The organism is Tahibacter aquaticus, assembly GCF_004363655.1.
In the GTDB taxonomy this organism is placed as follows: Bacteria; Pseudomonadota; Gammaproteobacteria; order Xanthomonadales; family Rhodanobacteraceae; genus Tahibacter; species Tahibacter aquaticus.
The window spans coordinates 155526-182458 of the sequence record NZ_SNZH01000012.1 but is presented as its reverse complement, the minus strand read 5'-3'; the positions used below and the strand labels follow the sequence as shown (position 1 = coordinate 182458).

Annotated in this window: 19 protein-coding genes; 10 read left to right on the top strand and 9 right to left on the bottom strand. The window is 66.7% G+C overall.

The features are described 5' to 3' along the window. Positions 1 to 276 precede the first annotated feature (276 nt). Positions 277 to 2268 (bottom strand): TonB-dependent receptor, encoded by a 1992-nt coding sequence (locus DFR29_RS18940; RefSeq protein ID WP_133820196.1) that lies wholly within the window; start codon positions 2266 to 2268, stop codon positions 277 to 279. Between the two features lie 143 nt (positions 2269 to 2411). Between DFR29_RS18940 and DFR29_RS18935 the strand changes: the two genes are divergently transcribed. From DFR29_RS18935 to DFR29_RS18925, 3 genes are all read left to right on the top strand, one after another. After that, the gene (locus tag DFR29_RS18935; RefSeq protein ID WP_425598852.1) at positions 2412 to 2861 is read left to right on the top strand and encodes a MerC domain-containing protein; all 450 of its coding nucleotides are present in this window, start codon (positions 2412 to 2414) and stop codon (positions 2859 to 2861) included. Positions 2862 to 2915: 54 nt separating this feature from the next. Continuing rightward, positions 2916 to 4022, top strand: a complete 1107-nt coding sequence (locus DFR29_RS18930; RefSeq protein WP_243746110.1) for a cation diffusion facilitator family transporter — start codon at positions 2916 to 2918, stop codon at positions 4020 to 4022. Positions 4023 to 4097: 75 nt separating this feature from the next. Then, the gene (locus tag DFR29_RS18925; protein WP_133820194.1) at positions 4098 to 4274 is read left to right on the top strand and encodes a 30S ribosomal protein THX; all 177 of its coding nucleotides are present in this window, start codon (positions 4098 to 4100) and stop codon (positions 4272 to 4274) included. Between the two features lie 100 nt (positions 4275 to 4374). On the opposite strand, the gene hutI is transcribed toward DFR29_RS18925, so the two are convergent. Beyond that, positions 4375 to 5601, bottom strand: coding sequence for an imidazolonepropionase (hutI, locus tag DFR29_RS18920; protein WP_133820193.1), 1227 nt, complete (start codon positions 5599 to 5601; stop codon positions 4375 to 4377). Positions 5602 to 5750: 149 nt separating this feature from the next. Here hutI and DFR29_RS18915 point away from each other — a divergent pair, with 149 nt between their 5' ends. Then, positions 5751 to 7100, top strand: coding sequence for a formimidoylglutamate deiminase (locus DFR29_RS18915; protein ID WP_133820192.1), 1350 nt, complete (start codon positions 5751 to 5753; stop codon positions 7098 to 7100). Positions 7101 to 7106: 6 nt separating this feature from the next. Here the strand turns inward: DFR29_RS18915 and DFR29_RS18910 are convergent, their stop codons facing one another. Then, positions 7107 to 8375 (bottom strand): alkaline phosphatase family protein, encoded by a 1269-nt coding sequence (locus DFR29_RS18910; protein ID WP_133820191.1) that lies wholly within the window; start codon positions 8373 to 8375, stop codon positions 7107 to 7109. A 168-nt stretch (positions 8376 to 8543) separates the two neighbouring features. Here DFR29_RS18910 and hutU point away from each other — a divergent pair, with 168 nt between their 5' ends. Then, positions 8544 to 10214, top strand: a complete 1671-nt coding sequence (gene hutU / locus DFR29_RS18905) for a urocanate hydratase (protein ID WP_133820190.1) — start codon at positions 8544 to 8546, stop codon at positions 10212 to 10214. A 195-nt stretch (positions 10215 to 10409) separates the two neighbouring features. On the opposite strand, the gene DFR29_RS18900 is transcribed toward hutU, so the two are convergent. Together DFR29_RS18900 and DFR29_RS30350 are read right to left on the bottom strand one after the other, a co-directional pair. Beyond that, complete coding sequence (locus DFR29_RS18900; protein WP_166654199.1) at positions 10410 to 10967, bottom strand: DUF4166 domain-containing protein; 558 nt, start codon at positions 10965 to 10967, stop codon at positions 10410 to 10412. Positions 10968 to 11023: 56 nt separating this feature from the next. Next, positions 11024 to 11158: a hypothetical protein gene (locus tag DFR29_RS30350; RefSeq protein WP_279571527.1), complete on the bottom strand. Its 135-nt coding sequence runs from the start codon at positions 11156 to 11158 to the stop codon at positions 11024 to 11026. Positions 11159 to 11598: 440 nt separating this feature from the next. Here DFR29_RS30350 and DFR29_RS18895 point away from each other — a divergent pair, with 440 nt between their 5' ends. Then, positions 11599 to 11985: a hypothetical protein gene (locus DFR29_RS18895; RefSeq protein WP_208113651.1), complete on the top strand. Its 387-nt coding sequence runs from the start codon at positions 11599 to 11601 to the stop codon at positions 11983 to 11985. After that, positions 11982 to 12497, top strand: a complete 516-nt coding sequence (locus DFR29_RS18890) for a hypothetical protein (protein WP_133820188.1) — start codon at positions 11982 to 11984, stop codon at positions 12495 to 12497. Before DFR29_RS18895 ends, DFR29_RS18890 begins: the two co-directional genes overlap by 4 nt. A gap of 87 nt (positions 12498 to 12584) precedes the next feature. On the opposite strand, the gene DFR29_RS18885 is transcribed toward DFR29_RS18890, so the two are convergent. Then, positions 12585 to 13472: a PhzF family phenazine biosynthesis protein gene (locus tag DFR29_RS18885; RefSeq protein WP_133820187.1), complete on the bottom strand. Its 888-nt coding sequence runs from the start codon at positions 13470 to 13472 to the stop codon at positions 12585 to 12587. Positions 13473 to 14013: 541 nt separating this feature from the next. Here DFR29_RS18885 and DFR29_RS18880 point away from each other — a divergent pair. Then, entirely contained in the window at positions 14014 to 17415 is a 3402-nt protein-coding gene (locus DFR29_RS18880; RefSeq protein ID WP_133820186.1) for a S8 family serine peptidase, read from the top strand. A gap of 67 nt (positions 17416 to 17482) precedes the next feature. On the opposite strand, the gene DFR29_RS18875 is transcribed toward DFR29_RS18880, so the two are convergent. The 3 genes from DFR29_RS18875 to DFR29_RS18865 all read right to left on the bottom strand — a co-directional run bounded on the left by DFR29_RS18875 (position 17483) and on the right by DFR29_RS18865 (position 22608). Continuing rightward, on the bottom strand, positions 17483 to 19165 hold the full coding sequence (locus tag DFR29_RS18875) for a cytochrome c3 family protein (protein ID WP_133820185.1): 1683 nt from the start codon (positions 19163 to 19165) through the stop codon (positions 17483 to 17485). Between the two features lie 74 nt (positions 19166 to 19239). Continuing rightward, positions 19240 to 20148 (bottom strand): hypothetical protein, encoded by a 909-nt coding sequence (locus tag DFR29_RS18870; RefSeq protein WP_133820184.1) that lies wholly within the window; start codon positions 20146 to 20148, stop codon positions 19240 to 19242. Between the two features lie 48 nt (positions 20149 to 20196). Continuing rightward, positions 20197 to 22608 (bottom strand): cyclic nucleotide-binding domain-containing protein, encoded by a 2412-nt coding sequence (locus DFR29_RS18865; protein WP_133820183.1) that lies wholly within the window; start codon positions 22606 to 22608, stop codon positions 20197 to 20199. A 261-nt stretch (positions 22609 to 22869) separates the two neighbouring features. Here DFR29_RS18865 and DFR29_RS18860 point away from each other — a divergent pair, with 261 nt between their 5' ends. Then, entirely contained in the window at positions 22870 to 25023 is a 2154-nt protein-coding gene (locus tag DFR29_RS18860) for an acetyl-CoA hydrolase/transferase C-terminal domain-containing protein (RefSeq protein ID WP_133820182.1), read from the top strand. Between the two features lie 93 nt (positions 25024 to 25116). Further along, positions 25117 to 26865, top strand: a complete 1749-nt coding sequence (locus tag DFR29_RS18855; RefSeq protein WP_133820181.1) for a hypothetical protein — start codon at positions 25117 to 25119, stop codon at positions 26863 to 26865. Positions 26866 to 26933: the final 68 nt, after the last annotated feature.

Below are 26933 nucleotides of genomic sequence, written 5' to 3'. Positions count from 1 at the left end.
AGCACCGCGGAAATGATCAGGTGGCGGCAATGAATAGTGGCCGGTGTGTCGGCGTGCACGATGGGGCGGCCGGCGGCGACAGCTGGCGGCGGAGGCTGGACGCTGTCGTATGGAGATAGGTCGATCCTGTGCGCCGTGCGCGGCGCAAGATCCCGGGAGCGCCGTTGCGCTCCCGGGGCCGGAGCCACTCGGAGGGTAGTGGTGCCGGAAAACGGACGAAGTTAAAAAGTTCGGTTGTTGCTATGTTTCAATGTTGCGATACCGTGGCGGTGCGGATCAGAAGAACGCGCGCACGCCGAAGGCGAGGGCGCGGCCCGGCAGCGGCGCCTTGTCCTTGATGTACGAAGTGGCCAGGCGCGCAGTCTGGTTGGTCAGGTTGGTGCCGTCGACGAAGAATTCCCAGCTGGTCGTGTCGCTGGATTCCAGCGTATAGCTGAGGTGTGCGCTGACCAGGGTGAAGCCGTCGGTCGGTGTCTCGAAGGCAGCCGTGCGGTCCTGCTTGAGGTAATGCGCGGCGCCCAGGCTGGCGCGCCAGGCATCGGCCGACCACTTCAGGTCGACACCGGCCCGCGCCGGTGCCATACGTGGCAGGTTGCCGCCGTTGTCGAGCGAGGCGCGCACCGTGTCGCCCCAGAGACGCAGGTCGTAGTGGCCGCCGGGGCCTTCGGACAATTTGAACAAGGCCTCGCCCTCGAAGCCGTGGAAGCGTGCGTCGGCCTGCGACCACTGGCGTACCGGCAGGTCGTCTTCGGTTTCGCCGGTGTCGGCGAGATAGATGTAGTCGTTAAAGCGGTTGGTGTACGCGGCGACCTTGGCATCGACGAAATCGCTGTGGTAATGCAGGCCCAGTTCGAACTGGTTGGAGGTTTCCTTAGTCGCCGTGGGCAGGCCGATCTCGAAGGATTCGGTCGCCACGTGCGGGCCATTGGCGAACAGTTCCTCTTCCGCCGGCGCACGCTGGGCGCGGTCGAGATTGAGGTTCAGGTGCCAGCCCTCGGCCAGCTTGAAACCCATGCCGGCGGAAAAGCTGGTCGGCGAGAAATCGCGCTTGATACCGCCGACCGGATCGCTGGCCTGGCGGTCGACGCGGGCGCCGAGGTCGAGCTTGAGGCGGTCCCATTCGCGCTGCTGCATGGCGAACAGGCCGTAGCCGCGGGTCAGGGTCTGTGGCACGAAGGCTTCCTCGCCGATGGCCTGGAATTCGCGGCGCAGGAACTGCAGGCCGAACGCGCCGCGCCAGCCGCCGATTTCACTTTGCACCAATTCCACTCTGCCCTCGTTGGACTGGCTGAGGAATACCGTGCCGATCTCGTCGCCTTCGAATTCGGTATGCGTGTAGTCGGTATGGCTGAGGTTGAAGCGCACGGCTTCCAGCGCACCGGCGTCGAGGTTGATGCCGCCTTTGAGGTCGTAGCGGGTCTGTGCCAGCTTCAGCGTGACGCCGCCTTCGCCCTCGGCCGGATTGCCCGGTTCGGCCGGGTTGCCGTAATGGTCGAGGAAGCGCGACACGGCCATGCCGACGAAGCCCGAGTCGCCGATCCAGGAACCGCCGAAGGAACCCGACTTGGTGGTCAGGAAGCTGTTGGCGATCTTGCCGTCGGGACCGTCGTAGTCGTTGGTATCGCGGTAGCTGCCGTCGGCGTGCAGGGCGAAATTGCCCGCGCCCAGGTCGATGCGCGCCATTCCGGTGCGTTCGTTGGAGGCGTCGTTGCCGCGCAGTTCCATGCGGCCGGAAAGCGGACGGTCGGGCAGTTTGTCGGGAATCCGTCCGTCGACGACATTGACCACGCCGCCGATGGCGCCGGAACCGTAGAGCAAGGTGGCCGGCCCCTTGAGCACTTCGATCTGGTCGGCCAGGAACGGCTCGATCGAGACAGCGTGATCCTGGCTGACCGTGGAAACGTCGCCGGAGCTGGCGCCGTTGGAGAGCACGCCGACGCGCGGGCCGTCCAGCCCGCGGATCACCGGGCGGCCGACACCCGGGCCGAAATACGTGGTCTGTACACCGGGCTGCTTGGCCACGGTTTCGCCCAGGGTGGCGGCCTTGGCGTCATCCAGCGCCGCACCGGTGAGCACGCTGACCGGGGCGATGACTTCGTCGGCGGTCTGCTTGATCGGCAGCGCGCTGACCTCCACTTCGTCCAGCCGGTGGGCCTGCTCGGGCGAATTGCGCTCAGCGCCGTCGGGCGCGGCCGCAGTGGTATCGGCGGCCTGGGCACCGCTGGCAAACAGGCCGGCAATGGCCAGCACGAGCACGGTTTTTTTCATGGAGAACTCCGGAGACAGAAATGGCCGTAGCGGCGATTCGATATGTTATACTGTATCAAAGTCGTCCGCAGCAACGCCTGTCGGAAGTCATGCTCTACACTTCTTGCCCCGGGGCGCAGTCGATGTTTCATGAGGCCGCACATTTGAGTTCTACCGATACTCCTGGCGCGGCCAGTCCGGCGGGTTCGCGCTTCGGCCGATTTGCGGCGCTGGCCGACCGTTTCGGCGCCACGGCCTCGTTTCTTTGCGCCATCCACTGCGCGCTGCTGCCGTTCGTGATTGCCGTGTTGCCGCTGGTGGGGCTGGGTTTCCTGGCCGACCATGCGATCGAGCGTGGCTTCGTGCTCTTCGCCTGCGTACTGGCGACGACTATGCTGTTGCTGGGCTATCGGCGTCATCGCCGCATCAATGCGCTGGTGCTGCTGCTGCCGGCGATGCTGTTGCTGCTGGCCGGTGTGGTGGTCGACGTCGACCAGGCGTCGGTCGCCCATGCCTGGCTGGTCGCCACCGGCGGCAGCCTGCTGGCGCTGGCGCATCTGGTGAACCTGCGTCTTTCGCATGTGCACGATGCGAATTGCCGCCACGACGGATAGTCGCCACGGCGGAGTGGTCGCAGTGATTGTGTAACCGCGGCCCGCATTCCTAGCATGACGCTCCCCGCCGCGCTGCCGCCGCCCATGACGCATTCGCCTTCTTCCCAGCATCACGATCACGATCACGCGGCAGACCACGGCCACGATCACGCGCATGGGCACGCCGCCGCTGCGCAAACGGGTCACAGTCACGCAGAACTCGACGACGAAGGCCGCAGCCACGTCGGTGGCTATGTCGGCGACAAGAAGCGCACGCGCAAGCTGATGCTCGCGTTCGCGCTGACGACGGTGACCCTGCTCGCCGAAGCGATCGGCGGCTGGCTGTCGGGTTCGCTGGCGCTGCTGGCCGATGCCGGGCATATGCTGGTGGATGCGCTGGCCCTGCTGTTTGCCTGGCTGGGGGCGCATTTCGCCCAGCGCCCGGCGGATGCGCGGCGCAGCTTCGGTTACGCTCGGCTGGAGGTGCTGGTCGGCTATACCAATGCATTGTCTCAATTTGTACTTGTGATATGGATCGTGGTCGAGGCCGTGCAGCGCTTCTTCGCGCCGGGGCCGATCCTGTCGGGCATGATGCTGTTCGTCGCGCTGATCGGCCTGTTGGTCAATCTGCTGGTGCTGAGCAGCCTGCATGGACACGATCACGACGATCTGAATACGGCCGGCGCCCGCCTGCACGTGATCGGCGACCTGCTCGGCTCGGTCGGCGCGGTCGGCGCGGCCTTGCTGGTGCGCTATTTCGACTGGCTCTGGGCCGATCCGGCCATTTCCGTCTTCGTTTCGGTGCTGATTCTCAACAGCGCCTGGCGCCTGTTGCGCCGTTCCGCCCATATCCTGCTGGAAGGCGTGCCCGAAGGCGTGGAAGTGGCGGCGATCGTCAGCGGCGTCGAGGCCGATGTGAGTGCGGTGCGCGAGGTGCACCACGTCCATGTCTGGCAGCTGGCCGGCGGCGTGCGCGTGGCGACATTGCATGCGCGGCTCAACGATGGCATTGCCCCTGACCAGGCCATCCTGGACGTAGGACGCAGCCTGCGCCGCCGCTTCGCCATCGAACATGTGACAGTGCAGCTGGACGGGGTGAACTGCCATGCGCCCGAGTGCGACCGGCCGCCGGCCGGTACGTCCGTGGCGGCGGCCGGCTGCGGTCACGGGCACGCCCACTGAGGCCGCGGTTTGCGCCCGGGCGCGGCGCTGGTAAGCTACGCGGCCATTGCAAGCAAATTTCTGGAGTGATTCGAGATGGGTAAGGGCGACAAGAAGACCCGCAAGGGCAAGACCTATTCGGGCAGCTACGGCAACGTCCGTCCGCACGTCATCAAGACGGATGCCGCGACCAAGACCGTCAGCAAGACTGCCGCCGTGAAGAAGGTTGCCCCGGCGGTGAAGAAGCCGGCAGCGAAGAAGCCGGCCGCCTGATCCGCCGATTCACCTGGCCTCACGGTTGAACAAAAAACCCCTGTTTTGCAGGGGTTTTTTGTTGCTTCACGATTCGCTGGCGCGGCGCTGACAACGGGTTTCAGCGCAGTCGCTTGCCGCCTGCATAGACTTGGCGCGGCCCGGCGCCGCCCAGCCAGTAGCACAGCTCCGCCGGGTGGGCGATGTCCCATACCGCCAGGTCGGCACGCAGGCCGACGGCCAGCCGGCCGCGGTCGCCCAGGCCCAGGGCGCGGGCGGCGTGCAAGGTGGTGCCGCGCAGGGCTTCCTCGGGAGTCAGGCGGAAATGGGTACAGGCCATGGCCATGGCCAGGCGCAGCGACAGCAGGGGCGAGGTGCCCGGGTTGAGGTCGGTGGCGACGGCCATGGCTACGCCGTGGGCGCGCAATTGCTCGATTGGGGGCAGGCGTGTCTCGCGCAACACATGAAACGCGCCGGGCAGCAGGACCGCAACGGTACCGGCCTGGGCCATGGCTTTGACGCCCTGGACGCTGGTGTACTCAATATGGTCGGCGGAAAGGCCGCCGAATTCGGCGACCAGGGCGGCGCCGTGCAGGTCGCTGAGCTGGTCAGCATGCAGTTTCACCGGCAGGCCCAGGGCCTGGGCGGTTTCCAGTACGCGACGGGTTTCGCTGGGGGTGAAGCCGATCTTTTCGCAGAACGCATCGACCGCATCGACCAGGCCGCTGCCGGCCAGCGCTGGCAGCATGTGGATGCAGACCTCGTCGACGTAGTCCGACTGGCGGCCGCTGAATTCCGGCGGCACGGCATGGGCGCCGAGGAAGGTCGTATGCACCGATACATCCAGCTCGCTGCCGATGCGCCGGGCGACTTCAAGCATCTTGCGTTCGCTGGTCAGATCCAGCCCGTAGCCGGATTTGATTTCCAGCGTCGTCACGCCGTCGGCCAGCAGTGCGCGGGCGCGCGGCAGCGACACGGCGAGCAGTTCGTCGGCCGAGGCGGCACGGGTCTGCCGCACGGTGGAGACGATGCCGCCGCCGGCGCGGGCGATGTCTTCGTAGCTCGCGCCGTTGAGACGCTGCTCGAATTCCTGCGCGCGATCGCCGGCGAAGACGAGATGGGTATGGCAATCGATCAGCCCAGGCGTGACCCAGGCGCCGCCCAGCGATTCGACCTGACGTGCCAGCGATTTGGCCGCAGCAGGCAATTCGGCCTGTGGCCCGGCGAAGACGAGGCTGCCGTCCTTCCAGGCCACGGCGGCGGAGTCGATGGTTCCGTACGGCCGGCCGTTGTCGTTGAGGCTGGCAAGGCGGCAATCCAGCAGCAGGCAATCCCAATTCGTATCCATCGGCCGATGGTAGCAGCGCCGTCCGTCGTCATCGTGCCAACGTGCCAATGCGCTGTGACAGTGATGGGACTTGGCGGCGTAACGGCAAAACCGCACCATGCGCGATTGCGCGCGGCCAGGACGGTTCGCGGCTTCAGCGGAGAAGTGCGATGACGACGTACCGGGGCGACGAGATCTGGCTGCCGCAGGGCTGGGAAAGCGAGCAGGTGCTGCAGATACGTGACGGTCATTTCGTCGCCGCGGCGCAGCAGCCCGCGCGGCACCTGGGCCGCTGGGTGTTACCGGGCATGCCGAACCTGCACTCGCACGCGTTCCAGCGCGCCATGGCCGGTCTGGCCGAACGCCAGACCAACCCCGAAGACAGTTTCTGGACCTGGCGCGAAACCATGTACGCCTTCGCCGGACGCATAGGCCCGGACCAGCTCAAGGCCATAGCCGCGCAGCTGTACGTGGAAATGCTCGAAGCCGGCTATACGCAAGTGTGCGAATTCCACTATTTGCATCACCAGCCGGATGCGCAGCCCTATGCCGATGCAGCAGCGATGTCGCTGGCCCTGGTCGAGGCGGCGCGGGAGACCGGCATCGGCCTGACCCTGCTGCCGACGCTGTACCAGACCGGCGGCTTCGACGGACGCCCGCTGGCCGAGCGCCAGCGGCGCTTCGGCCATGCCACCGAGGCCTATCTCGCCTTGGTGCAGCAGTTGCGCAGCCTGGAAGATTCCACCTTGCGTATCGGTGTGGCGCTGCATTCCTTGCGCGCGGTGCCGCAGGCGGCGCTGGCGGCGGTGCTGGATAGCGGCCTGGTGGACGCGGCACCCATCCATATCCACATCGCCGAGCAGATCGGCGAAGTGCAGGACTGCCTGGCCCTGCGCAATGCGCGGCCGGTGGAATGGCTGCTGGCGAATGCGCCGGTGGATGCCCGCTGGACCCTGGTACACGCCACCCACCTCAGCGATGAGGAAACCATCGCGCTGGCACATAGCGGTGCGGTGGCGGGCTTGTGCCCGACCACCGAGGCCAATCTTGGCGACGGCCTGTTTCCGCTCAAGGCCTATCTTGATGCGGGCGGCGTCATCGGCATCGGTTCGGACAGCCATATTTCGGTTTCGCCGATCGAGGAATTGCGCTGGCTGGAATACGGCCAGCGCCTGCTCACGCGGCATCGCAATATCGCCGTGTCGGAATCGTCCAACAGCGTCGGCGAAACGCTCTGGGGCGACTGCCTATTCGGCGGCGCACAGGCCAGCGGCGTGGACATCGGCAGCCTGGACGCCGGCGCTCGCGCCGATCTGGTCGTGCTCGACGACAGCGCGCCGCAACTGGCCGCGCGCGGGCGCGAGCACTTGCTCGACAGCTGGGTGTTCTCGGGCAACCGCAACCTGGTCAAGGACGTGATGGTCGCCGGCCAGTGGTGCGTGCGCGACGGCCAGCACCGCGACGGCGAACGTATTGCCGCACGCTATGCCCAGGTACTGCGCGCTCTCGCTGCCGACTGAGCCGGCCTAGGGTTTGCGCAGCATGCCGCGCATGGTCTGCGCATTGCCGTCGTTGCGCGCGGCGGGAATGCCGAGCAGGTGGGCGAGCAGCGGATACACGTCCACATTGTCGAATTCAGCAACCTTTGCGCCACGGCGGAAGGCCGGGCCGTGGGCGATGAACAGGGCGCGCATTTCCGGCAAGTCGTTGTCGTAGCCGTGCTCGCCCCGTGGCGTCCTGTCGCCGTGCTCGGCCAGCCAGGCGGAACTGCTCACGATCCAGCCCTTGTCGGCCAGGCAGATGATGGGCGGGATGCGCGCATTGCTGCCGTAGTGGAAGCGGGCGGGAATCTGGTCCTTGCGCCAGCACTGCATATGCTCGTGCGGGCGCAGCAGGCTGGTGTCGGCATAGCGCTGCTCGCCGGGCTGCGGTGCGAAGCCGGCCACTACGCCGAGATTCACTGCGCGCACACGCTCCAGGTCGACGATGCGGTCGACTTCGATCATCTGGCTGCGGCTGGCGCCGGTCTGGCCGTGATCGGAAACGACGACGAGATTGGTCGTCTCGTCCAGCCCGCGCGCGGCCAGACCCTGCATCAGGCGGCCCACGGCCGCGTCGACCAGTGGCAGCTGCGCGTCGACCTCAGCCGAGTCGGGGCCGTAGTCGTGTCCGGCGCGATCGGCGTGTTCGAAATACAGGGTGATGAAGCCCGGCCGCTGCGCCGGGGGCAGATCCAGCCAAGCCAGTACCGTGTCTACGCGCGTCTGCGGCGAAAGCTCACGGTTGAAGCTTTTCCAGTAGCTGGGCCGCACGCCAGCGATGGCCGCATTGGAGCCGGGCCAGAACATGGTGGCCGCGCGGATGCCGTGGCGTTCGGCACCGACCCAGATCGGCTCGCCGCCCCACCAGTGTGCGTCGGCGGTGCTTGTGGCGTCCTTGTGCACAAACAGTTCGTCGTTGTGCGGGCCTTCGATGCGGTTGTGCACGATGCCGTGGTGGTCGGGATACAGCCCGGTGACCAAGGTGTAGTGGTTGGGAAAGGTCAGGGTAGGAAAGGACGGCTTGAGCGCGTCGGCCTGTACGCCGTTGGCGGCGAGACGGGCCAGGTTCGGGGTCAGGCCGCGCTGCAGGAAGTCGTTGCGGAAGCCGTCGATGGAAACCAGGATCAACGTAGGCGGCGGTGCGGCCGTCTTTGCCGCAAGACGGCCCGGCGCCGCGGCAGCGAGGACAAGCAGCAGACAGGCAAGGGCGAGGCGGCGCACGACAGGCGCCAGCAGGGAAGGGTGGCTAGGCATGCCCGTCAGTATGCCAGCAGTGCATAAGCCTGGCCTCCTGACGACAGTCGGGCTTGCGCAGTGCCGCGACTGCTGCATCGTGCAGGCTGTACCAGCGCGCTAGCACATGGCCACCCGGTGCAGCGGAAGCGCGGCCTATAATCGCGGCCTCGCCAAACGGAGCCGGCCATGAACGCCCCCACTCGCATCGATACCACGCGCACGATCCGTGCCCCGCGCGGCACCGAGCTGTCCTGCAAGAGCTGGCTGTCCGAAGCGGCGTTCCGCATGCTGCAGAACAATCTGGACCCGGAAGTGGCCGAGAACCCGGCCGAACTGGTGGTCTACGGCGGCATCGGCCGCGCCGCACGCAACTGGGAATGCTTCGACGCGATCCTGCGTTCGCTGCGCGAGCTCAACGACGACGAAACCCTGCTGATCCAGTCGGGCAAGCCGGTCGGCATCTTCCCCACCCATGCCGACGCACCACGCGTACTGCTGGCCAATTCCAACCTGGTGCCGGCCTGGTCGACCTGGGAACACTTCAACGAGCTGGATCGCAAAGGGCTGATGATGTACGGCCAGATGACCGCCGGTTCGTGGATCTATATCGGCAGCCAGGGCATCGTCCAGGGTACTTACGAAACCTTCGTCGAACTGGGCCGGCAGCACTACGGCGGCAGTCTGCGGGGCAAGTGGATACTCACCGCCGGCCTGGGCGGCATGGGCGGCGCGCAGCCGCTGGCGGCGTCGCTGGCCGGCGCCTGCTCGCTGAATATCGAATGCCAGCAGAGCCGCATCGATTTCCGTCTCAAGACGCGTTATGTCGACGAACAGGCGCACGACCTCGACGACGCGCTCGCGCGCATCGCCAAGTACACCGCGGCGGGCGAAGCCAAGTCGATTGCGCTGCTGGGCAACGCAGCCGACGTGCTGCCCGAACTGGTACGCCGCGGCGTGCGCCCGGATGCGGTGACCGACCAGACCAGCGCGCACGATCCGGTCAACGGCTATCTTCCCAGCGGTTGGACGGTAGAGCAGTGGCTGCAGCGGCGCGTGTCCGATGCGCAAGGCACGCGCGATGCGGCCAAGCGTTCGATGAAGGTGCATGTGGAGGCGATGCTGGCGTTCCACGCTCAGGGCATTCCCACCTTCGACTACGGCAACAATATCCGCCAGATGGCCAAGGACGAAGGCTGCAGCAACGCCTTCGATTTCCCCGGTTTCGTGCCGGCTTTCGTACGGCCGCTGTTCTGCCGCGGCATTGGTCCGTTCCGCTGGGTGGCGCTATCGGGCGATCCGGAAGACATCTACAAGACCGACGCCAAGGTCAAGGAACTGATTCCCGACGACGCCCATCTGCACAACTGGCTGGACATGGCGCGCTCGCGCATCAGCTTCCAGGGCCTGCCGGCGCGCATCTGCTGGGTCGGCCTGGGTCTGCGCCACAAGCTTGGCCTGGCCTTCAACGAAATGGTGCGCAACGGCGAGCTGAAGGCGCCGGTGGTGATCGGCCGCGACCATCTGGACTCGGGTTCGGTCGCCAGTCCGAATCGCGAGACCGAAGCCATGCGCGACGGCAGCGACGCGGTGTCCGACTGGCCGCTGCTGAATGCGCTGCTCAACACCGCCGGTGGCGCGACCTGGGTGTCGCTGCACCACGGCGGCGGCGTTGGCATGGGCTACAGCCAGCATTCGGGTGTCGTCATTGTCTGCGATGGCAGCGAAGCCGCCGACCGGCGCCTGGCGCGCGTGCTGTGGAACGACCCTGGCACCGGCGTCATGCGCCACGCGGACGCGGGCTATGAAATTGCCCAGGATTGTGCGCGCGAACAAGGTCTCAAACTGCCGATGCTCTGAGCAATGCGTTGTCCGTAACGCTTCCCGTAGGGCGCGATGAGCGCAATGAAATGCGCCACCAGGAGGTGGCACATCGGTGCGCGTTGAAACCCACGATGGTGCAATTCGCCACGCTCATCGCACCCTAGGCAAGCGCTATGAGCAACGCGAATTGTGCCGGACGATTCCTATGGTCGTGCGCCTGTCGGCCCGCGTTCAGTGCGCGCCGGCCGCTTCAGCGCCGAGCGGCTGCGCATCCAGCACGCCGCGATACGACAGCACGCGTCCAAGCAGCGGCAGCGAAAACACCACGTCGAACACATAGCGGCCGTCGACCGCGCGCTTGCCCGCCTCGGAGTGCGGCAACAGCGCCAGCGGAACCGGCAAGCCATGCCAGCGCGCTTCGCGCAGGCGCCAGTACCAGCCGCCATCGACAATATCCACGCCGAGCTTGAGCGTGAACGGCCCGGTGTTTTCCACCCAGCCGCCATCGGGCCAGTTGCCGTAGGGCCGAAAGGCGGAATCCATCTGTCTGCCGCCGCTGAAGCTGCGTTGCCAGAGCAAGGCCTCGGGGGTGTGGCGGATATTCACCTGGAAACCGCTGCGCGCCTGCAGCGGAATGCCCAGGCGCCGCGCAAGGCGCTTGCCGACCACGGCGGCGAGGCCGCTGCCGGTATTGATTTCCACCTCTCCCCAAAGTCTGCCGCCGTTGCTATGCAGCGATTGCAGCAAAGGGTGCAATTGATAGAAAGCAGCGCCGAACCAGCGCGTCACGACATTGGGCGGACTGCCGCTTGCAGCGGTTGCGGAAACGCTGGCTGCAGCGGCGTTCAGCGGCCGCGCCACTGCAGCAGGCCGGCCATGCGCCAGGCGAATGCAAACAGCAGGATGGCGAGCAATGCGGGAACGGCCGCGGCGACCCACTCGGCGGCACCGTTGGCCACCCAGACCGCGAGACCGGTCACGATAAAACTGCACGCCAACAGCGATAAAAGCAGGGCAACTGCAGCGACCAAGCCCAAGGAGAGCAGGGAAACCGGGCTGCTGTCGTGGTTTTCGGTAACCTGGACAGGCGTGGCCAGATTCGGCCGGAAATGCAGACGGCGTCTCCGCGGCGAAAACGCTCTGGGCAGGTTACCCTGTGCAAGCGTCGCGGAAATAGCCTTTGAAGCGTTCATGGTAGGGCCAGTATGTGTGTGGCGGTGTGGAATACCTGTGATGACGCGCTGAAGGGGGTTTTCCCCTCATTGCATTGTCCAGGACGCTGATTTGGGTTGACGGGTGACAAGCACAAGCAGTCGCAGCTTGCGACCATGGTCGTAAACGGCCTGACCATTCGGACGTTGACCCTTGTGCGCGTTGACCTTACAAACGACGGCCAAGGGCCAAGGGGGAGATCGTCACCGTGTCGATAGAAGGAGCCGGCGGAACGCCGGGTGGTATAGGGCAGTTCCTGCTCGGATTTGCATTCGCCGTCGCCGGCGGCTGGCTGCTGATGAACCAGGTCGTGGTCAGCGGCGGCAGCTGGGGCTTGTGGGGCTACAACAGCTTCGGCCTGTCACTGCTGCCTTTCATCGTCGGCGTCGGCCTGCTGTTCTTCAACGGTAAGTCGGTACTGGGCTGGCTGCTGATGATTGCTGCACTGGTGATCATCTTCGCCGGGATCATCGTCAACCTGCGCGTGTATTTCATGTCCGCCAGCCTGTTCAGTACCTTGACCATGCTGGTACTGCTGTTCGGCGGCATCGGCCTGATTGCGCGCTCGCTCAGCGCCAAGGAAGCCAAGCGATGAGGCCAGTGCGCGGAATCGTCGTGGTGGCGCTGCTGGCTGGCCTGCCGCTGACGCTGGCAGCCTGGCCGCAGCAGGCGCCGTTGTTCGATCCCACCCCCTGGTCCGGCGATTGCGACAGCATCGAGAGCGTGCCGCTGCGCCAGCACGTCAACTACGACACCGACATCCAGCCGATCTGGAGCCAGCGCTGTGCCAACTGCCATGTCGATTGGGGCGAGTTTCCCGAAGCAGACCTGGATCTGAACCCGCCGAACTCCTGGTATTTCCTGGTCGACCAGGCCAGCAGCAATCCCAATGCCACGCAGATCCGCGTGGTGCCGGGCCAGCCGCGCCAAAGCCTGCTGTTCACCAAGCTCAATTGCGCGATACAGGACGTCGGCCTGCGCATGCCGCGGGCGCGGCCGGACTTGCCGTTGGACGAGCAGGCGTTGGTGCACGACTGGATTCTCGCCGGCGCGCCCGAACACGGCGACGACACGATTTTCCGCGGTGGCTTCCAGCCGCGCGGCTGAGCATTGTCAGAAGGAAGCGCGCGAGTCGGTCTGCCTCCTCGCGGTGTCGCAGGCATAGCCCGGCCGGCCCGGCGGCTGGGCAGCGACTCAGTCCGGCCAGCTGACCTGGCCGTCGACGACGGTATGCGTAATGCCGCCGACCCAGACCGCGCCGTCGCTGTCGATGCGAATGCCGATGCGTGCATCGTGGCCGATTTCGCGGCCCTGGCTGACACGGTAGCCACGGGACAGCTTGCCGTCGGGTTCGCCAGCGGCGATCCAGGCGCCGATCAGGCCGTTGGCTGCGCCGGATGCGGGATCTTCCACAATGCCTACACCGGCCGGGAAGGCACGCACCGCCACTTCGTAGTCGGCATGCGGGCTGCGCGCGAAGATGCACAGGCCCAGGCTGTCGCTGGCCTTGGCCAGGCGCGCGATGGCCGCATGATCGGGCTGCCACTGGCGCAAGGTGGTCTCGTCGGCGAATTCAGCGATCCACCAGCGCCGCCCGCCCTCGACAAAGGCCGGCGGCAGTGCGCCCAGCGGCGTGCGGTCGATGATGGCGCGCACCAGCTTGGCATGCAGCGCATCGGGTTCCAGTACGCGGGCGCGTGGCGCTTCCACCGACAGTACGCGCTGCGCACCGTCGTGACTGATCTGGATGGGCAGCAGACCGGCACCGCATTCCTGTACCAGGCGCAGCCCCTGCGGCTGTACCAGGCCGGTTTCCAGCGCGGCATGGGCGCTGCCGATGGTCGGATGTCCGGCAAACGGAATTTCCCGCTGCGGCGTGAAGATGCGCACGCGATAGCTGGCCTCGGGTCGGCTGGGCGGCAACAGGAAGGTGGTTTCCACCAGGCCGGTCCAGCGTGCGAAGCGCTGCATGGTGCTGTCGCTCCAGGCAGCCGCGCCGATGACGACGCCCAGCGGGTTGCCGCCGCCGACTTTCTCGGCGAATACATCGAGTTGCAGATATCGCACGGGAGGATTGGCCATGTGCCGAGCGTAGCGGGTTGGTCTGGGCTTGGGTAGCTTGGGCAGCGTCGATACGGCGCCCTGCCGCCGTGCCGCTGCTGATCCGCCGGGCGGGCGCCGGCTGTTTCGCATCAGGTTTCGTCGGTGCTGCGGCAGGGCTTAGAGCAGACAGGCATAAGGCGGATGGGTAGCGTACGCGGGCCGGATTAGACACTGTACAAAACGTATATTTTGTTCGGTCAGTTGTGCCATCGATTTACTTCGATGCAATACGGCCGGGTGCTGGCTGGTGTTTGATGGAGTGGTCGTGCCGCAGGAAATTTCGCGGCCGGCACTGCAGCAGTCATGCGTACGCCCGAAACCAGTAGGGCGTATGGAGGGGAGCTTCGTCAGTCGGCCGTTGCGGGGATGGAACATTTCCGGCGATGCGACCGACCGGCTTGCGGGCAGCGATGCCCCGTATATCGCCGGTACCCGTGAGGCGTGACTGCAAGTGGTGGTCGCGCTGTGATTTTTGGCATAAATATACGTCTCCACTCATTCGTATCGAGGGGAGTGAATCATGAAAGTGAGTCAGTTGCGGAGGCGGACGGCGCTGGTTGCGGCGATCGCCTTGACGATTTTCGGCACCGGCGCATCCGCCGGCAATCCCGGCGGGGAAGAGTCCGTCGCTGCGGGCGCCTCGCGCTCGGGCGAACGCGCCTTCACCGACCCGGCCACCGGCGCAGCGGTGACGCGCTCGCGCTTCATCGTTGGCCTGAAGGACGCGCCGCTGGCGCTGGCCGCTTCCATTCCGCGGCGCGAAAACCGGCGCCTCGCGCTGGAATCGATGGTCGCCCAAAGCTATGTCGCGCAGCTGCAGGCGCAGCAGGACCAGGTACTGGCCCAGGCCTCGGCGCTGCTGGGCCGCGAAGTGACCACCCTGCTGCGTTTCCAGCACGCCTATAACGGCTTCGTGGCCGAACTCAGTGATGCGGAAGCCAGCCAGCTGCTGTCGCTGCCGCAGGTGGCCCGGGTCGAAGCCGACGGCGAATACACGCTGGATACCGACCGCGGCCCGACCATGATCAATGCGCCGGCCGTCTGGGACGGTAGCGGCACGCTGGGCAATCTTGCGTCCAAGGGCGCCGGTGTCGTGGTCGGTGTGATCGACAGCGGCCTGAATATCGCCAATCCCGCCTACGCCGCCATGGGTGACGATGGCTATGCCCACGTCAATCCGCTGGGCGCCGGCAGCTATCTGGGCTGGTGCAATCCGTCCAACCCGAACCACGTGCCCACGCGCGACCTGTGCAACGACAAGCTGATCGGCGGCTGGGACTTCATGGACGCGCTGGCGGCAGCGCCGAATGTGGAGGCGCGCGGCTTCGAAGACGAAGGCGGCCACGGTTCGCATACCTCCAGTACTGCGGTCGGCAATGCGCGCCAGGTGACCTTCAACGGCATCAACCGCAATGTGTCCGGCGTGGCGCCGCATGCCAACCTGGTCATCTACGACGCCTGCTATACCAGCGCTGCCGGTGGCCAGTGTCCGTTTTCCGCGACTACTGCCTCGGCCAACCAGGCCGTCGCCGACGGTGTGGTCGATGTACTGAGCTATTCCATCGGCGGTGGTGCACAGCCCTGGACCGATGCCACCTCGCAGGCCTTCCTTGCCGCCCAGAACGCCGGCATCGTGGTCGTGGCCTCGGCCGGCAATTCCGGTCCGACCCCCGCCACATTGGGACATCTGGAACCGTGGACGATTACTGTCGGCGGTACCATGCATGACCGCGTGTTCGGCTTCAATTTCTCGCTGACCGCACCGGGTTCGCTGCCGCCGAATACGCAGAACCTCACGGTACGCCCTGGCGGAGCGCCGATCGCGACCGCAACCCTGACCGGGCCGATCATCGTCAGCCCCAACTTCGGCAACGGCGCCACCGACGGCTGCGTCGCGTATCCAGCCGATGCCTTCCGCCGGCCGGCGGCACCGGGCGGTGTGTCGGGCATTGCCGTGCTGCGTCTGGACGGTGCCACCAGTGCCTGTGCCAGCGGCGTGCGCCGCACCGCGGCCCTGAACGCGGGCGCTTCCGGCGTGATCTTCGTCGACGTGGCGCCGCTGAGCCTGGGCGCCAGCGCGACCAGCTACTCCATGCTGCTGCGCGACTGGGTCAATGTGGCCGCGCATATCGCCACCAGTCCGGCGACCGCCGATGCGCGTATCGAAGTGCCGCTGCAGGTCACTGCCGGTGCGCCGGATGCGGTGTACTACTCCACTTCGCGCGGACCGAACGCATTCAACCTGCTCAAGCCCGATCTCGCCGCACCCGGCGTCGAAATCCTGGCGGCCTATACGCGCTGGGCTTCGGCGGCACCGGCACCGTTCGGCGGCGCCGTGAACACGGCCAACAACACCGTCGTGAATGCCATCAGCGGCACCTCGATGGCAGCACCGCACGTCGCGGGTTCGGCGGCGCTGCTGCGTTCGCTCAACCGTTCGTGGACGCCGGCGCAGATCAAGTCGGCGCTGACGACAACGGCAAATCCGAACCTGATGGAAGTCGACGGCCTCACGCCGACTACGCCGTTCGCGACCGGCGCCGGCCGCATCGACGTGGCACGGGCGAGCAAGGCCGGGCTGGTGCTGGACGAAACCGGGGCGAACTACGCCGCGGCGAATCCGGCCCTGGGCGGCGATCCGGGACAGCTGAACATCGCCAGCTTCCAGAACCTGTCCTGCGTCGGCACCTGTACCTTTGCGCGCACGCTCAAGAGTACGCGTACCGCGCCGGTTACCTGGACCGCGACCGTCAACGGCTTCGCTGCCGGTGTGGTCACGGTGGCGCCGACCTCGTTCAGCGTGGCCAATGCCGCTACCCAGGCCATCACCTTGTCGGCCGATTCCCTGCAACTGCCGGACGCCCAGACCCTGTTCGGTGAACTGGTACTGACACCCAGCAACGCGGCGATTCCGACTGCACGCCTGCCGATCGCGCTGCGCCGCGGCCTGCCGGAAATCGACATCACGCCGATGTCGCTGAGCGCGGTTGTTTCCGCCGGCCTGTCGGTCACGCGCAACCTCGACGTGCGCAATCTGGGCAATCCGAGCGTCGATTGGGATATCGACCCTGCCGGCACCGCGCCGGTGAATCTGCAGAACCAGGCCTACGACGGTATCCGCGGCAACTCCTCGAATTTCTTCACCGGCCAGAACGCGGGTTTCTACCAGGCGGAAGATTTCACCTCGCCTGACGACGCCGCGCTGCGCTCCATCGACGTGAACGGTTTCATGACCGGCAGCGGCGGAACCTTGCAGGCGACGGCGACGCAGATCACCTTCAAGGTCTACTCCGATGCCGCCGGCCAACCCGCCGGCAGTCCTGAAGCCGGCGCGGCAGGCGAGCTGTATTCCTGCGTGCGTACGCCCAGCGGACCGAACAGCGGCGGACTGATTTTCCGCACCACCGACGGCGCTTCGTTCGGCCTTAACCTGGATACGGCGGCAGCTGCGGGTTGCCCGGCACCGCCGGCGCTGGCAGCCGGTGTGCGCTACTGGGCCGTTGTCTATCCGACCGTGCCCGGCACCACCGCGTCGCGGCGCTGGATCTATGGCCGTGCCACCAGCACCAACGGCTTGCCACCGATGTCCATCAGCACGCCGTCGCTGGGTACGCCGAACTGGACGGCGCTGACGGCTGTAGCCGGTCCGCCGCCGTCGATCGCGTCGCTGGCGCTGGGCATCACCACCAACGTTGTCTGCGGTGCGCCCTGGCTCAGTGCTTCGCCGACCTCCGGCAGCCTGGGCGTCGCGGGAACGGCCACGTCGGTGATCACGGCGAATGCCGCCTCGCTGGCGTTGGGTACCTACCGCGGCTTCGTCTGTGTCGACAGCAACGGTACCGATCTGGACGAACCGAAGACGGCGGTTCCGTTCGTACTGGAAGTCGGCGACGGCCTGTTTGCCGACGGCTTCGAACCGTAAGACGACCACGCTGTACTGCGGCTCCCGTGCCTGGCACGGGAGCTTTTTTTTGCGCCGCAGGGCGAAATTACAATTGCTTCAATTGCAGGCTTGTGGACTGGTGGTAGCGATGGCAGGCGATGCAGGTACTGGCCACCTTGCTGCCGCCGGACTCGCCCGCGTGGCATTGGCGGCAATTGTCGATGCCGGGAATCAGCAGGTCGGTCGCGCTGGCCGAGGCCTCGGCGTTGTGGCAGTCCTTGCACTGCATGGTGGAGTGCTTGGCGTGGGTGAAACGCGCCTCGCCGTACCAGATGCCGGCAACCCGCACCGGTGCGATCTTCCAGCCCGATCCCGGCGTGTTCGCCGCTGCCGCATCGCGGCTGACGGCGTGGCAGGTGACGCAGGCGCGGCCGGTGAACAGGCTGTCGGCGACCTGGCGCGATTTGTTGCGTGCCCAGCTCAGGGCCTCGACCGTTTCCTGCTGGCTCAGCGCTGCCTCGCCGGGCCGGCGGCGCTGTTGCACGAAGCCGGGCGCACTGGCCTCGGTATAGCCGCCTTCGAGCGCACGCTTGGCGTAGTAGTCGTCGAGCATGTAGACCACTTCGGCCACCTTGGCATGCGGTACCTGGCGATCCGGTGCGAACGTGTCGAAGCCCAGGGTGTGGCAATCGTGGCACATGCTCTCGAAGTCGACCGGCTTCATCGCCAGGCCGCCGGCATCGGGCTGGTGACAGGTGGAACATTGCAGATTGCGGCGCCCCTTGGGTGAATTGAGCTCGGGCTTCAGGTGCAGGGCGTGATCGAATTTCAGGCCCGAGTTCTCCTTCAGCCCTTCGCTCAGCCGGGTCAGCTGCGGTGCGAAGCCGCCGTCGGCCTGCCAGGCCGGCAGGCGCACACGGAATTGCGGGTGATGGCGTCCGAAATCGGTAGCGTCGTCGAGCTGGCTGGCATTGGCCGTGCGTGTCTTCAGGTCGGTATGGCAGGTGCTGCACAGCGATTCCTGCGTGTTGACCATGCCGGCCAGGCCAAGATGATCCTGATGACAGCTGGCGCAGCGTGCTTCGCCGAGCTGGGGCAGGTTGAAGCGGGCCGGATCTGCATGCGCCGCCATGCGCGTATGACAGGTGGTACAGGCGGTATCGCGCACGGTCAGGAACGGCGTGGCATGGCACTGCTTGCAGTCGTCGCCGAAAAAACGGTGTGCTGCATCCAGCGGGCCGGGGTTCCACGCTGCCGTGCTGGGCAGTGGCGAGTGATGCAGGGCCTTGCCCAGCGCCGGCAGGAAATGCGAGGCGGCGGGCAGCAGCAGGCCGAACAGCAGCACGGCGACGAACAGTATCCACGACGGCAGGCGCTTGCCCAGCCAAGTCTGCTTGAGCGAAGTCGGCTTGGCGCGCTTGGCCTTGACGGCTTCCTGTTCGGCCTTGTCCAGCGCGCCGATTTCCACCGCGGCTTCGAAATCCCGTGGCGGGTCGAGCAGGGTAATGCGGTTGGAGGCGATTTCCAGCACTGCGCCCGCGGCCACATCGGTTTCGTAGGTCAGCTCGCCGTTGACGCGGATGCCGGACAGGATCAGCGATTCGACCTTGTAGCGGCCCGGCCCCAGCGAAGTCACGCGCGCATGATTCAGCGCGGCGCGGATGTCGGACAGGAAAATGGCCTGGTCGGCGGCGCGGCCTATGCTCAGCACGTCGCCGAAGTGCACGTCTTCCTCGTAGGAGACGGCGCCCTTGCCTTGCTTGATGACGCGGCGGATCAGCCAGCGCATGCAGCGCTCTCCCGGTCGATGCTCGGCGGCTCAGGCGGCTTGCTCACAGTGCTTCCCTCGCCGGCGGTGGCGGCCTACCAATAGAAGAAAACGGATACGACATGGGCGATCAGCGCCGCCACGGTCGCGAACGACAGCGGCACATGGAAGTACAGCCAGATCTCCATCAGCGCCTGGTACTGGATGTCGCGGGCGACCTTGGACGCCAGCGCCTTCTTGCGCGACAGCAGGTCGATCAGCTTGCGCAGTGCCTCGGCCTGGCGGTCGTTGGTGCCGCTGGCGAGGAAATCGACCATGGCGAAGATGGTCTGGCCCGACTTGGCACCGCTGGCGGCCTGGCTGGTTTTTTCGCGCGCTTCCAGGGCTGCGCGGATGCCGGTCAGGGCTGCGTCTGAGTCGTCGTGGGCGCGCAGCTGGGTCAGCACGCCGCCGCCCAGGCGCGTGTTCTGGATCGAGCGCAGTACCACACCGTGCACCTTGGGATCGATGCCGTCGGCCAGGGCCAGGGCGTTCTGGTCCAGTTCGCCGATTTCTTCCAGCATGGCGTTGCGCGTGGTGCTGTCGCGGTTGCGCGTCATCAGCGTGGGATAGCGCAGGTAGCAGTAGACGCCGAAGAAGCCCGAGAAGATCACCAGCAGCATCAGCAGCAGGAAAAACGTGTGCAGGTTCCAGCCGGCCTGGAAGCCTGCATGCAGCAGGGCGAGCAGGATCAGCGTAGTGCCAAGGTAGATATGTGCAGAAAGCCAGCCGCGCAGGCTGGAACTGCCCGAGTAGGAGCGCTTGCGCAGGCCGAACAGCATCAGCCAGATGATCAGCAGTCCGGCGATGCTGCCCAGGGTGTAGCCCAGCCAGGTGCCGCCGTTGGGCGGCACCGAAGGCGAGTGCAGGGCGTAGGCGACGATCGCAGCCAGCGACAGCGTCAGCGAAATCCACAGCCAGCGCGAGCGGGCGTGGTTGAGGATGGAATCGTGGCGGGCGCTCATGCCGGTGCCGCCGCCGTTGCCGGGAAGGTGATCCGCGTCATGGCTTGCTCAGCGCCGGCTTTGCGCATAGGCCGGAAACTCCTCGGGCGAAATGCGGATAGCGGCGCCGGTGGGGCAGGCGCGTACACAGGCGGGGCCACCTTTTTCGTCCTTGCACATGTCGCACTTGACGGCTTTTTTCTCTTTTGGCTCTTTTTTCTTCTTGGGATCGTACGGCGCTTCGCCCGGGCCGCTGCCCAGGCCGAACAGCAGCCAGTTCAGCAGGCCCGGCTTGGGCGGCGGCTTGGAAGCCATGTGGATGACGCCATACGGGCAATTGCGTTCGCAGTTGCCGCAGCCTATGCAGTTGTCGGCAATGTATACCTCGCCGTTGGGGGCGCGGCGCAAGGCATCGGGCGGACAGTCCTTCATGCAGTGCGGATGTTCGCAATGGCGGCACGAAGTGGGTACGTGCACGCTGGCAAAGGTCGGCCCGGCCTCGCGGTCCAGGCGCGAGGTGCCGCCGTGGGTTTCGGCGCAGGCTTTTTCGCAGTTGTCGCAGCGCACGCAGAGCGATTCGTCGATCAGCAGGATATCGGTTGCCTCGCCGGCGCCCTGGGCGAGCAGGAACTGGATGATGTCGCCGCCGCTGGGCAAGGCCTGCATGGCCAGGTTGGAGGCGGCGCGCTGGCGATATTCGGCCTGCAGGCGCAGCTTCAGTACGGGCATGCGCTGCACCAGCTTCTTGAAGCTGTCGCCGTCCAGGCGCACGGTTTCGGTGGCGATTGCCGCGCGCGCGGTAGCCGAGCGGCGCGAATCGCCGAGCAGGGCCATCTCGCCGACGTAGTTGCCGGCAGGCACGTATGACAGCACCACGTCCTTGCCGCCGATGCTGCGCGAGATGGTCAGCGAACCGACGCGCACCAGGTGCAGGCAGTCGCCGACATCGCCTTCGTTGAACAGGACGTCGCCCGCGGCGAATTTCTGCAGCGTGGCGCCGGCAACCATTTCCTTGAGCTGCTCGACGCTGGCCTCGGGCGCGAAGCGCGACTGGATCGCGCGCAGGATGAATACCTCGTCGATCTCGCGCTTGACCGCAGCGACCGAGTTGATCAGGCGGTTCATCGAGCGGCGCGGCGTTTCCACCAGCACACAGCCGTTGCCGGCGGTGACCGTGGCCGAGCGGCGCCGGCCCGAGATCAGGCCCATTTCGCCGAAGAATTCGCCACGGCGCAGGGTGATGTGCTGCTTGCCTTCGGTATCCAGGGCGATATGCACTTCGCCGTCGACGATGGAATAGAAACTGTTGGTGTAGTCGTTGCGCGTAAACACGACCTCGCCCGGGCGCGGCGTACGCAGGTCGGAGTCGAGCATGAATTCGCGCAGCTGCAGCGGCGTGATATGCGACAGCACGCGCACGTTCTTCTGGATGCGTGCCAGAGAGTCGTCGACGCTGCGAAAGCCAGGCATGCCGTCGAGCTTGCCCTTCAGCAGCGGCTCGTCGGCCGGCTCGACCTTGTCGCCGCGGATGTATTCGATGACCTCGTAGCCCTGGTTCATCGCCTGCTTGATCAGCGGGTAGCCGCCGAGGGCGCCGACGATGTACAGGCCCTTGACGTTGGACTCGTACTGCGGGCTGATTGCCGGCACGGCGGCCGGGTCTTTGCTCGGAAAGGTCACTCCGCAGGCTTCGACGAAGCCGCGCGGCGCGGTGGCGCCGAGGCGGCCGATGACACGGTCGATCAGCAACTGGGCCTTGCCGTTGGGCGTGGACAACACCATGCGGCCTTTCTTGCGCCCGACGCTGAGGGCGTCGACGCGTTCGGGCGCCGCGTTGTAATAGCACTCGATCAGGCCGTCCTCGATCGCCTTGAGGATGGCGGTCTCGTTGCCTTTCTTGGCGCGGGCGAATTCGTCGCGGCGATTGATGATGACGACGTTGTTCTGCTTGGCCAGGGCGATGGCGTTTTCGATCGCCGCGTCGCCGGCGCCGACGACGACGATGGTCTCGCCTTCGTATTCGTCCGGGTCGTCGAGCTGGTATTGCACGAAGGGCAGGTCTTCGCCGGCGACGCCAAGCTTGCGGATATTGCCCTGCAGGCCGATGCCCATGACCACGAACTGCGCCTCGAAGCTGGCGCCGTTGACGCATTTGATGTCGAAGCCGCCGTCGCTGCGCTGCTTGATCGCGCTGACTTCGTGGTTGTGCCGCACATTGATCTTCAGCGCGGCGGCGGCCTGGTCCCAGCCTTCGAGGATGCTTTCGCGCGAACCGGCCTTGAACGGCACGGGCGAGCGCAGCGGCAGTATCCCGGGCTCGTCCATGACGAACTTGCCCTTCTGGTAGCGATAAAGGGTGTTGGACAGGTGGGGCTCGGCTTCCAGCAGCACATGCGACTCGCCGCGTTCGGCCGCGCGCGCGGCGGCGGAAAGTCCGCCCGGGCCCGATCCGACGATGGCAATCCGAAAACGCTCGCTCATGACTTCCTCGCTGGGCTGGCCGTGGGCCGCCGGGCTACTGATCGTGCGTCGCATGCGGGCCAGGACCGACGGCCGGTGCCGGCGCGGGGAGTCCCGCGCACGGTTGGCGTATGCGTGCACGGACTGTAACGCATTGTCGTGGCGATTCCTGACACCGGCCGCCCTGCCATTGCGCCCATGACAGGGGGCAAGGGCGGCCGCATACTCCGGGCGGATCCGGGCCTGGCTGCGTGCCGGCCCTGGCGGGCGAACGGAGGCGCGATGAGTCAGCAAGTGCAGCGGCAGACGGCAGTGGCAGAGACGGTGGCGAGCATCCTCGCCCATGCCGGAGCGGCGATACGCATGGCGGCGCCGCTGGGGCTGGGCAAGCCGAATGTATTGCTGAATGGGCTGTATCAGGCTGTCGCGGCCGATCCGGGCCGCACGCTGCATCTGTTCACGGCCTTGTCGCTGCTGCGGCCAGTGGCAAAGTCAGAGCTGGAAAAACGCTTCCTGCTGCCGTTCCTGCAGCGCCAGTTCGGCGCCGACTATCCCGACCTCGACTACGCCGTCGCCCTGCGCGACGGCAGGCTGGCGCCGAATGTGCGGGTCAGCGAGTTCTATATGCAGTCGGGCGCGCTGCTGAACAACAGCCTGGCCCAGCGCGAATACACCAGTCTCAATTACACCCATGTGGCGCGCGACCTGGCGACAGCCGGCATCAATGTCGTGGTGCAGCTGCTGGCGCGGCGCAGCGAGGACGGGCGCGAGCGCCTGAGCCTGGCCAGCAACCCGGACGTGACCCAGGATCTGCTCGACGAAATGGCCGCGCGCGGCCAGCCGCGGCCGCTGCTGGTCGGCGTGATCCACCCGCGCATGCCGTTCATCGCCAACGAGGCGGAGATCGGCGCGGATTTCTTCGACCTGCTGCTGGACGACGCGGCCTGCGATCACGAGCTGTTCGCCCTGCCGCGCGAACCGGTCAGCCCGGCCGAATTTGCCCTGGGCCTGCACGCGAGCAGTCTGGTGCGCGACGGCGGCACCTTGCAGATCGGCATTGGCGCTCTGTCCGACGCCATCGTCCACGCCTTGCTGCTGCGCCAGAACGACAATGCCGCTTACCGCGAGGCGCTGACGGCGCTGGGCGGCACGAGTGCGCTGGCAGCCGATATCGGCGGGCTGGATCGGTTCGAACGCGGCCTGTACGGCGCCAGCGAAATGGTGATGGACGGCTTCATGCATCTGGCCCGCGGCGGCGTGCTGAAGCGCCGCGTGTTCGACGATTTCGCGCTGGAGCAGGCGCTGGCCGCCGGTCTGATCGGCGAAACCCTGCAGGCTGGCGACGTGGAGCGACTGTACGCGGCCGGCGCCTTGCCCAGCCTGGTCGGCCTGCCGGAACTGGCGCGGCTGATGCGCTGCGGCCTGCTGCCCGGGGACTGCCGCCTGGACGGCGAGGAGGTCGTGCTGCCTTCCGGCGAGCGGCTGCCGGCGGACCTGCGCGAGCTGCCGGCACGGGCCGCGCTGGACCGTGTCATGAGCAGCCGCCGCCTGCGCGACGGACGTTATCTGCGCGGCGCGTTCTTCCTGGGCTCCAAAGCGTTCTACCGCTGGCTGCACGCGCTGCAGGGCGAGGATTTCGACGGCCTGTCCATGACCCGCGTGTCCGACATCAACCAGCTGTACGGCGGGCGCGAAACGCTGGACGCGCTGCAGCGGCGCCAGGGCCGCTTCTTCAACACCTGCATGATGGCCACGGCGCTGGGTGCGGCCGTATCGGACGCACTGGAAGACGGCCGCGTGGTCAGCGGCGTTGGCGGCCAGTACAACTTTGTCGCGATGGCTCACGCCCTGCGCGACGGCCGTTCGGCCCTGCTGCTGCGCGCCAGCCGCGGCTGCGGCGCCGAGGCGCGCTCCAGCATTCGCTGGAGCTATGGCCATACGACGATTCCGCGGCACCTGCGCGACGTTTTTGTCACGGAATACGGCGTGGCCGACCTGCGCGGCAAGTCCGACGAAGACTGCGTCAAGGCGATGCTGGCCATCAGCGACGCGCGCTTTATCGACGGCCTGGTCGGCGAGGCCACCCGTGCCGGCAAGCTGGCGAAGGATTTCGTCGTGCCGGCGGCCTGGCGGCGCAATACGCCGCAACAGCTGGCCGCGGCGCTGGCGCCGTTTGCCCGGCGTGGCCTGTTTGATGCATTCCCGTTCGGCACGGATTTCACGCCGGTAGAACTAGGCTTGGCCGGCGCCCTGCGGTGGCTCAAGCGCGAAAGCGGCAGCCGGCGTGGACAGCTGGGCCTGCTCTGGCGCGCACTGCGCAGCAGGTCTCCGCGGGCGCACGAGGTCGAGGCGCTGCAGCGACTGGGCCTGGATCGTCCCGCCAGCTGGCGCGAACGCGGTCTGCAGCGGTTGGTGCTGGCGGCATTGCGCCGCTGAGCAGTGCCGCGACCATACGTTAACGTAATGAGAAATCTCAGCTTTGCAGTCTAGACTGATGACTATCCGAAGGAAGCCACAGGGGCAACCTCGATGAATGACTGGTTGAACCGGCTGGCCCGTGGCTGGCCTGAACGGCATCCGCCGCTGCGCGACGACTTCGCCACTGATGCCAAGGCAGTACGCAATTGGCTGAATCACCTGCCACTGGCCAACCCGGCGGCGACGGCGCGGCAATTGCTCGATGCGCTGATGGTGATGAACCGCATGCGCATCGATGCGCAGCAACGGCTGGACGCGCTGGAGCTGTTGCGCGGGCCGATGCTGCAGGTGGTCGGTGGCGTCGACCGGCAGATCCTGCTGGAAAGTTTCCCGCTGCCGCCGGCCAAGCTGCAGCAGGCGCGCATGGCGCAGGATTTCGAGCGCGAGATCGCCCTGGGCTATACCCAGTCGCTGTACGACTTCTGTGCCCCGGCGGGCAAGGTGCCCTTTCTCAAGAGCAAGGCGGTTGCCACGGCGGCCGTGCGTGCGCTCCAGCACGGCGGCAGCCTGCTGGCCAAGGCCTATTCGCTCTACCACACGCCGCCGCCGGGCGTATGGCTGCGTCTGCACGACATTTTCCTCGCCACGCTGGCCTTGCGCCTGGACGACAAGGCCGTGGTCGATCCGACCCTGGGCGGGGCGGAACTGTCGGCGCGCCACGCCTACGCCCATGCGCTGCTGCTGGCGCTGAGCAATCCGTATCGCTACACCCAGCGCGAGATGGGCGACGTGTTTGCGCTCACCCGCGCGCTGGCGCCGTTCTGCCGTATCAGCCAGGGCCGCGGCGCCAGCGCCGGCTTTGCCGTGCTGACCGACGTCGATCAGGGCGTAGGCTATGTGCCGGAAGAACGCCAGGCGGCGGCGGAGGGGCTGCTGTCGTTCGATCCGCACCCGGTGCAGGACACCGTCGAAGGCCATGTCCGCCTGCTGCCCAGCGGCGCCGACCTGCTCAGCTTCCGCCTCAAGGGCGGGCCGGCTGTGCAGGCACGCCGTTTGGTGGTCGAGCGGCTGATGCGCAGTTGGGGCGGCAGTGCCGAACGCGGCCATGCCCGCTTGCCGGCCGGGCATCAGCTCGACAGCGTGATCGGCCTGCACGCACTGCACCATATGCTGGCCGGTGGCGAAGATTTCGATACCTTCCTGCGCCGCGTGCGCGGCCAGGCCATCAGCCTGTCCGAGCGGGACAGCATTGCCGGCTGGGCCAGCCAGAGCAGCGAAGTGCGGCCGGCCGTGCAGAGCGCGCGGGTGCTCGATCAAAGCCTGGGCGGTTACCGCCTGGTCTGGGACCAGGCCGACCTGGCCCGGGCCAAGGTCGGCGAGCTGGTCGGCCTGGCACCGTCTGCGGCCGATGACGATGACGAGACGCAGGACTGGATGGTCGGCGTGATCCGCTGGATCCGCATCGACGATGCGGACTCGGTCGACGCCGGTATCGAACTGCTGGCGCGGCGTGCCCAGCCGGTCGGCGTGGCCAGCTTCGATCCAGGCAGCCAGGTGCGTGCAGCCATGCGCGGCGTGCTGCTGATGGACCAGGACAACGGCCATGCCATGACGGTACTGGCACCGCATCTGTTCGACCGCCATGCACACGAGCTGGAACTGACCCGGCCGGCAGATCCGCTGGACTGGGAGGCCCGTGCCAGCGTGGCGCGCCTGGGCGATGTCACCGTGGTCGATGCGAGCAATTCCTACCAGCGCGTGCTGATCGGGCGAGCCCCGACCGCGGTCGAGCTGGAAGAGTCGCAGGCCGTGAACGAGGACGAGGAACTGGACCAGCGCGCCGACGGCACCACGGGCTAGGCGGTTGCGGCAGCGTGCCGCAGCCCCCAGCTTGCGATCCGGCAGAGCCGGCGCAACCTGCCTGGCCA

Coding starts and splice junctions, on each gene's coding strand:
- DFR29_RS18875 (WP_133820185.1), bottom strand. CDS start 19,165: ATGCGCTGGCTGATCCGCCGCGTCATCAAGCAAGGCAAGGGCGCCGTC.
- DFR29_RS18940 (WP_133820196.1), bottom strand. CDS start 2,268: ATGAAAAAAACCGTGCTCGTGCTGGCCATTGCCGGCCTGTTTGCCAGC.
- hutI (WP_133820193.1), bottom strand. CDS start 5,601: ATGGATACGAATTGGGATTGCCTGCTGCTGGATTGCCGCCTTGCCAGC.
- DFR29_RS18885 (WP_133820187.1), bottom strand. CDS start 13,472: ATGGCCAATCCTCCCGTGCGATATCTGCAACTCGATGTATTCGCCGAG.
- DFR29_RS18915 (WP_133820192.1), top strand. CDS start 5,751: ATGACGACGTACCGGGGCGACGAGATCTGGCTGCCGCAGGGCTGGGAA.
- DFR29_RS18870 (WP_133820184.1), bottom strand. CDS start 20,148: ATGAGCGCCCGCCACGATTCCATCCTCAACCACGCCCGCTCGCGCTGG.
- DFR29_RS18880 (WP_133820186.1), top strand. CDS start 14,014: ATGAAAGTGAGTCAGTTGCGGAGGCGGACGGCGCTGGTTGCGGCGATC.
- DFR29_RS18865 (WP_133820183.1), bottom strand. CDS start 22,608: ATGAGCGAGCGTTTTCGGATTGCCATCGTCGGATCGGGCCCGGGCGGA.
- DFR29_RS18890 (WP_133820188.1), top strand. CDS start 11,982: ATGAGGCCAGTGCGCGGAATCGTCGTGGTGGCGCTGCTGGCTGGCCTG.
- hutU (WP_133820190.1), top strand. CDS start 8,544: ATGAACGCCCCCACTCGCATCGATACCACGCGCACGATCCGTGCCCCG.
- DFR29_RS18910 (WP_133820191.1), bottom strand. CDS start 8,375: ATGCCTAGCCACCCTTCCCTGCTGGCGCCTGTCGTGCGCCGCCTCGCC.
- DFR29_RS18855 (WP_133820181.1), top strand. CDS start 25,117: ATGAATGACTGGTTGAACCGGCTGGCCCGTGGCTGGCCTGAACGGCAT.
- DFR29_RS18925 (WP_133820194.1), top strand. CDS start 4,098: ATGGGTAAGGGCGACAAGAAGACCCGCAAGGGCAAGACCTATTCGGGC.
- DFR29_RS18860 (WP_133820182.1), top strand. CDS start 22,870: ATGAGTCAGCAAGTGCAGCGGCAGACGGCAGTGGCAGAGACGGTGGCG.
- DFR29_RS18930 (WP_243746110.1), top strand. CDS start 2,916: ATGACGCTCCCCGCCGCGCTGCCGCCGCCCATGACGCATTCGCCTTCT.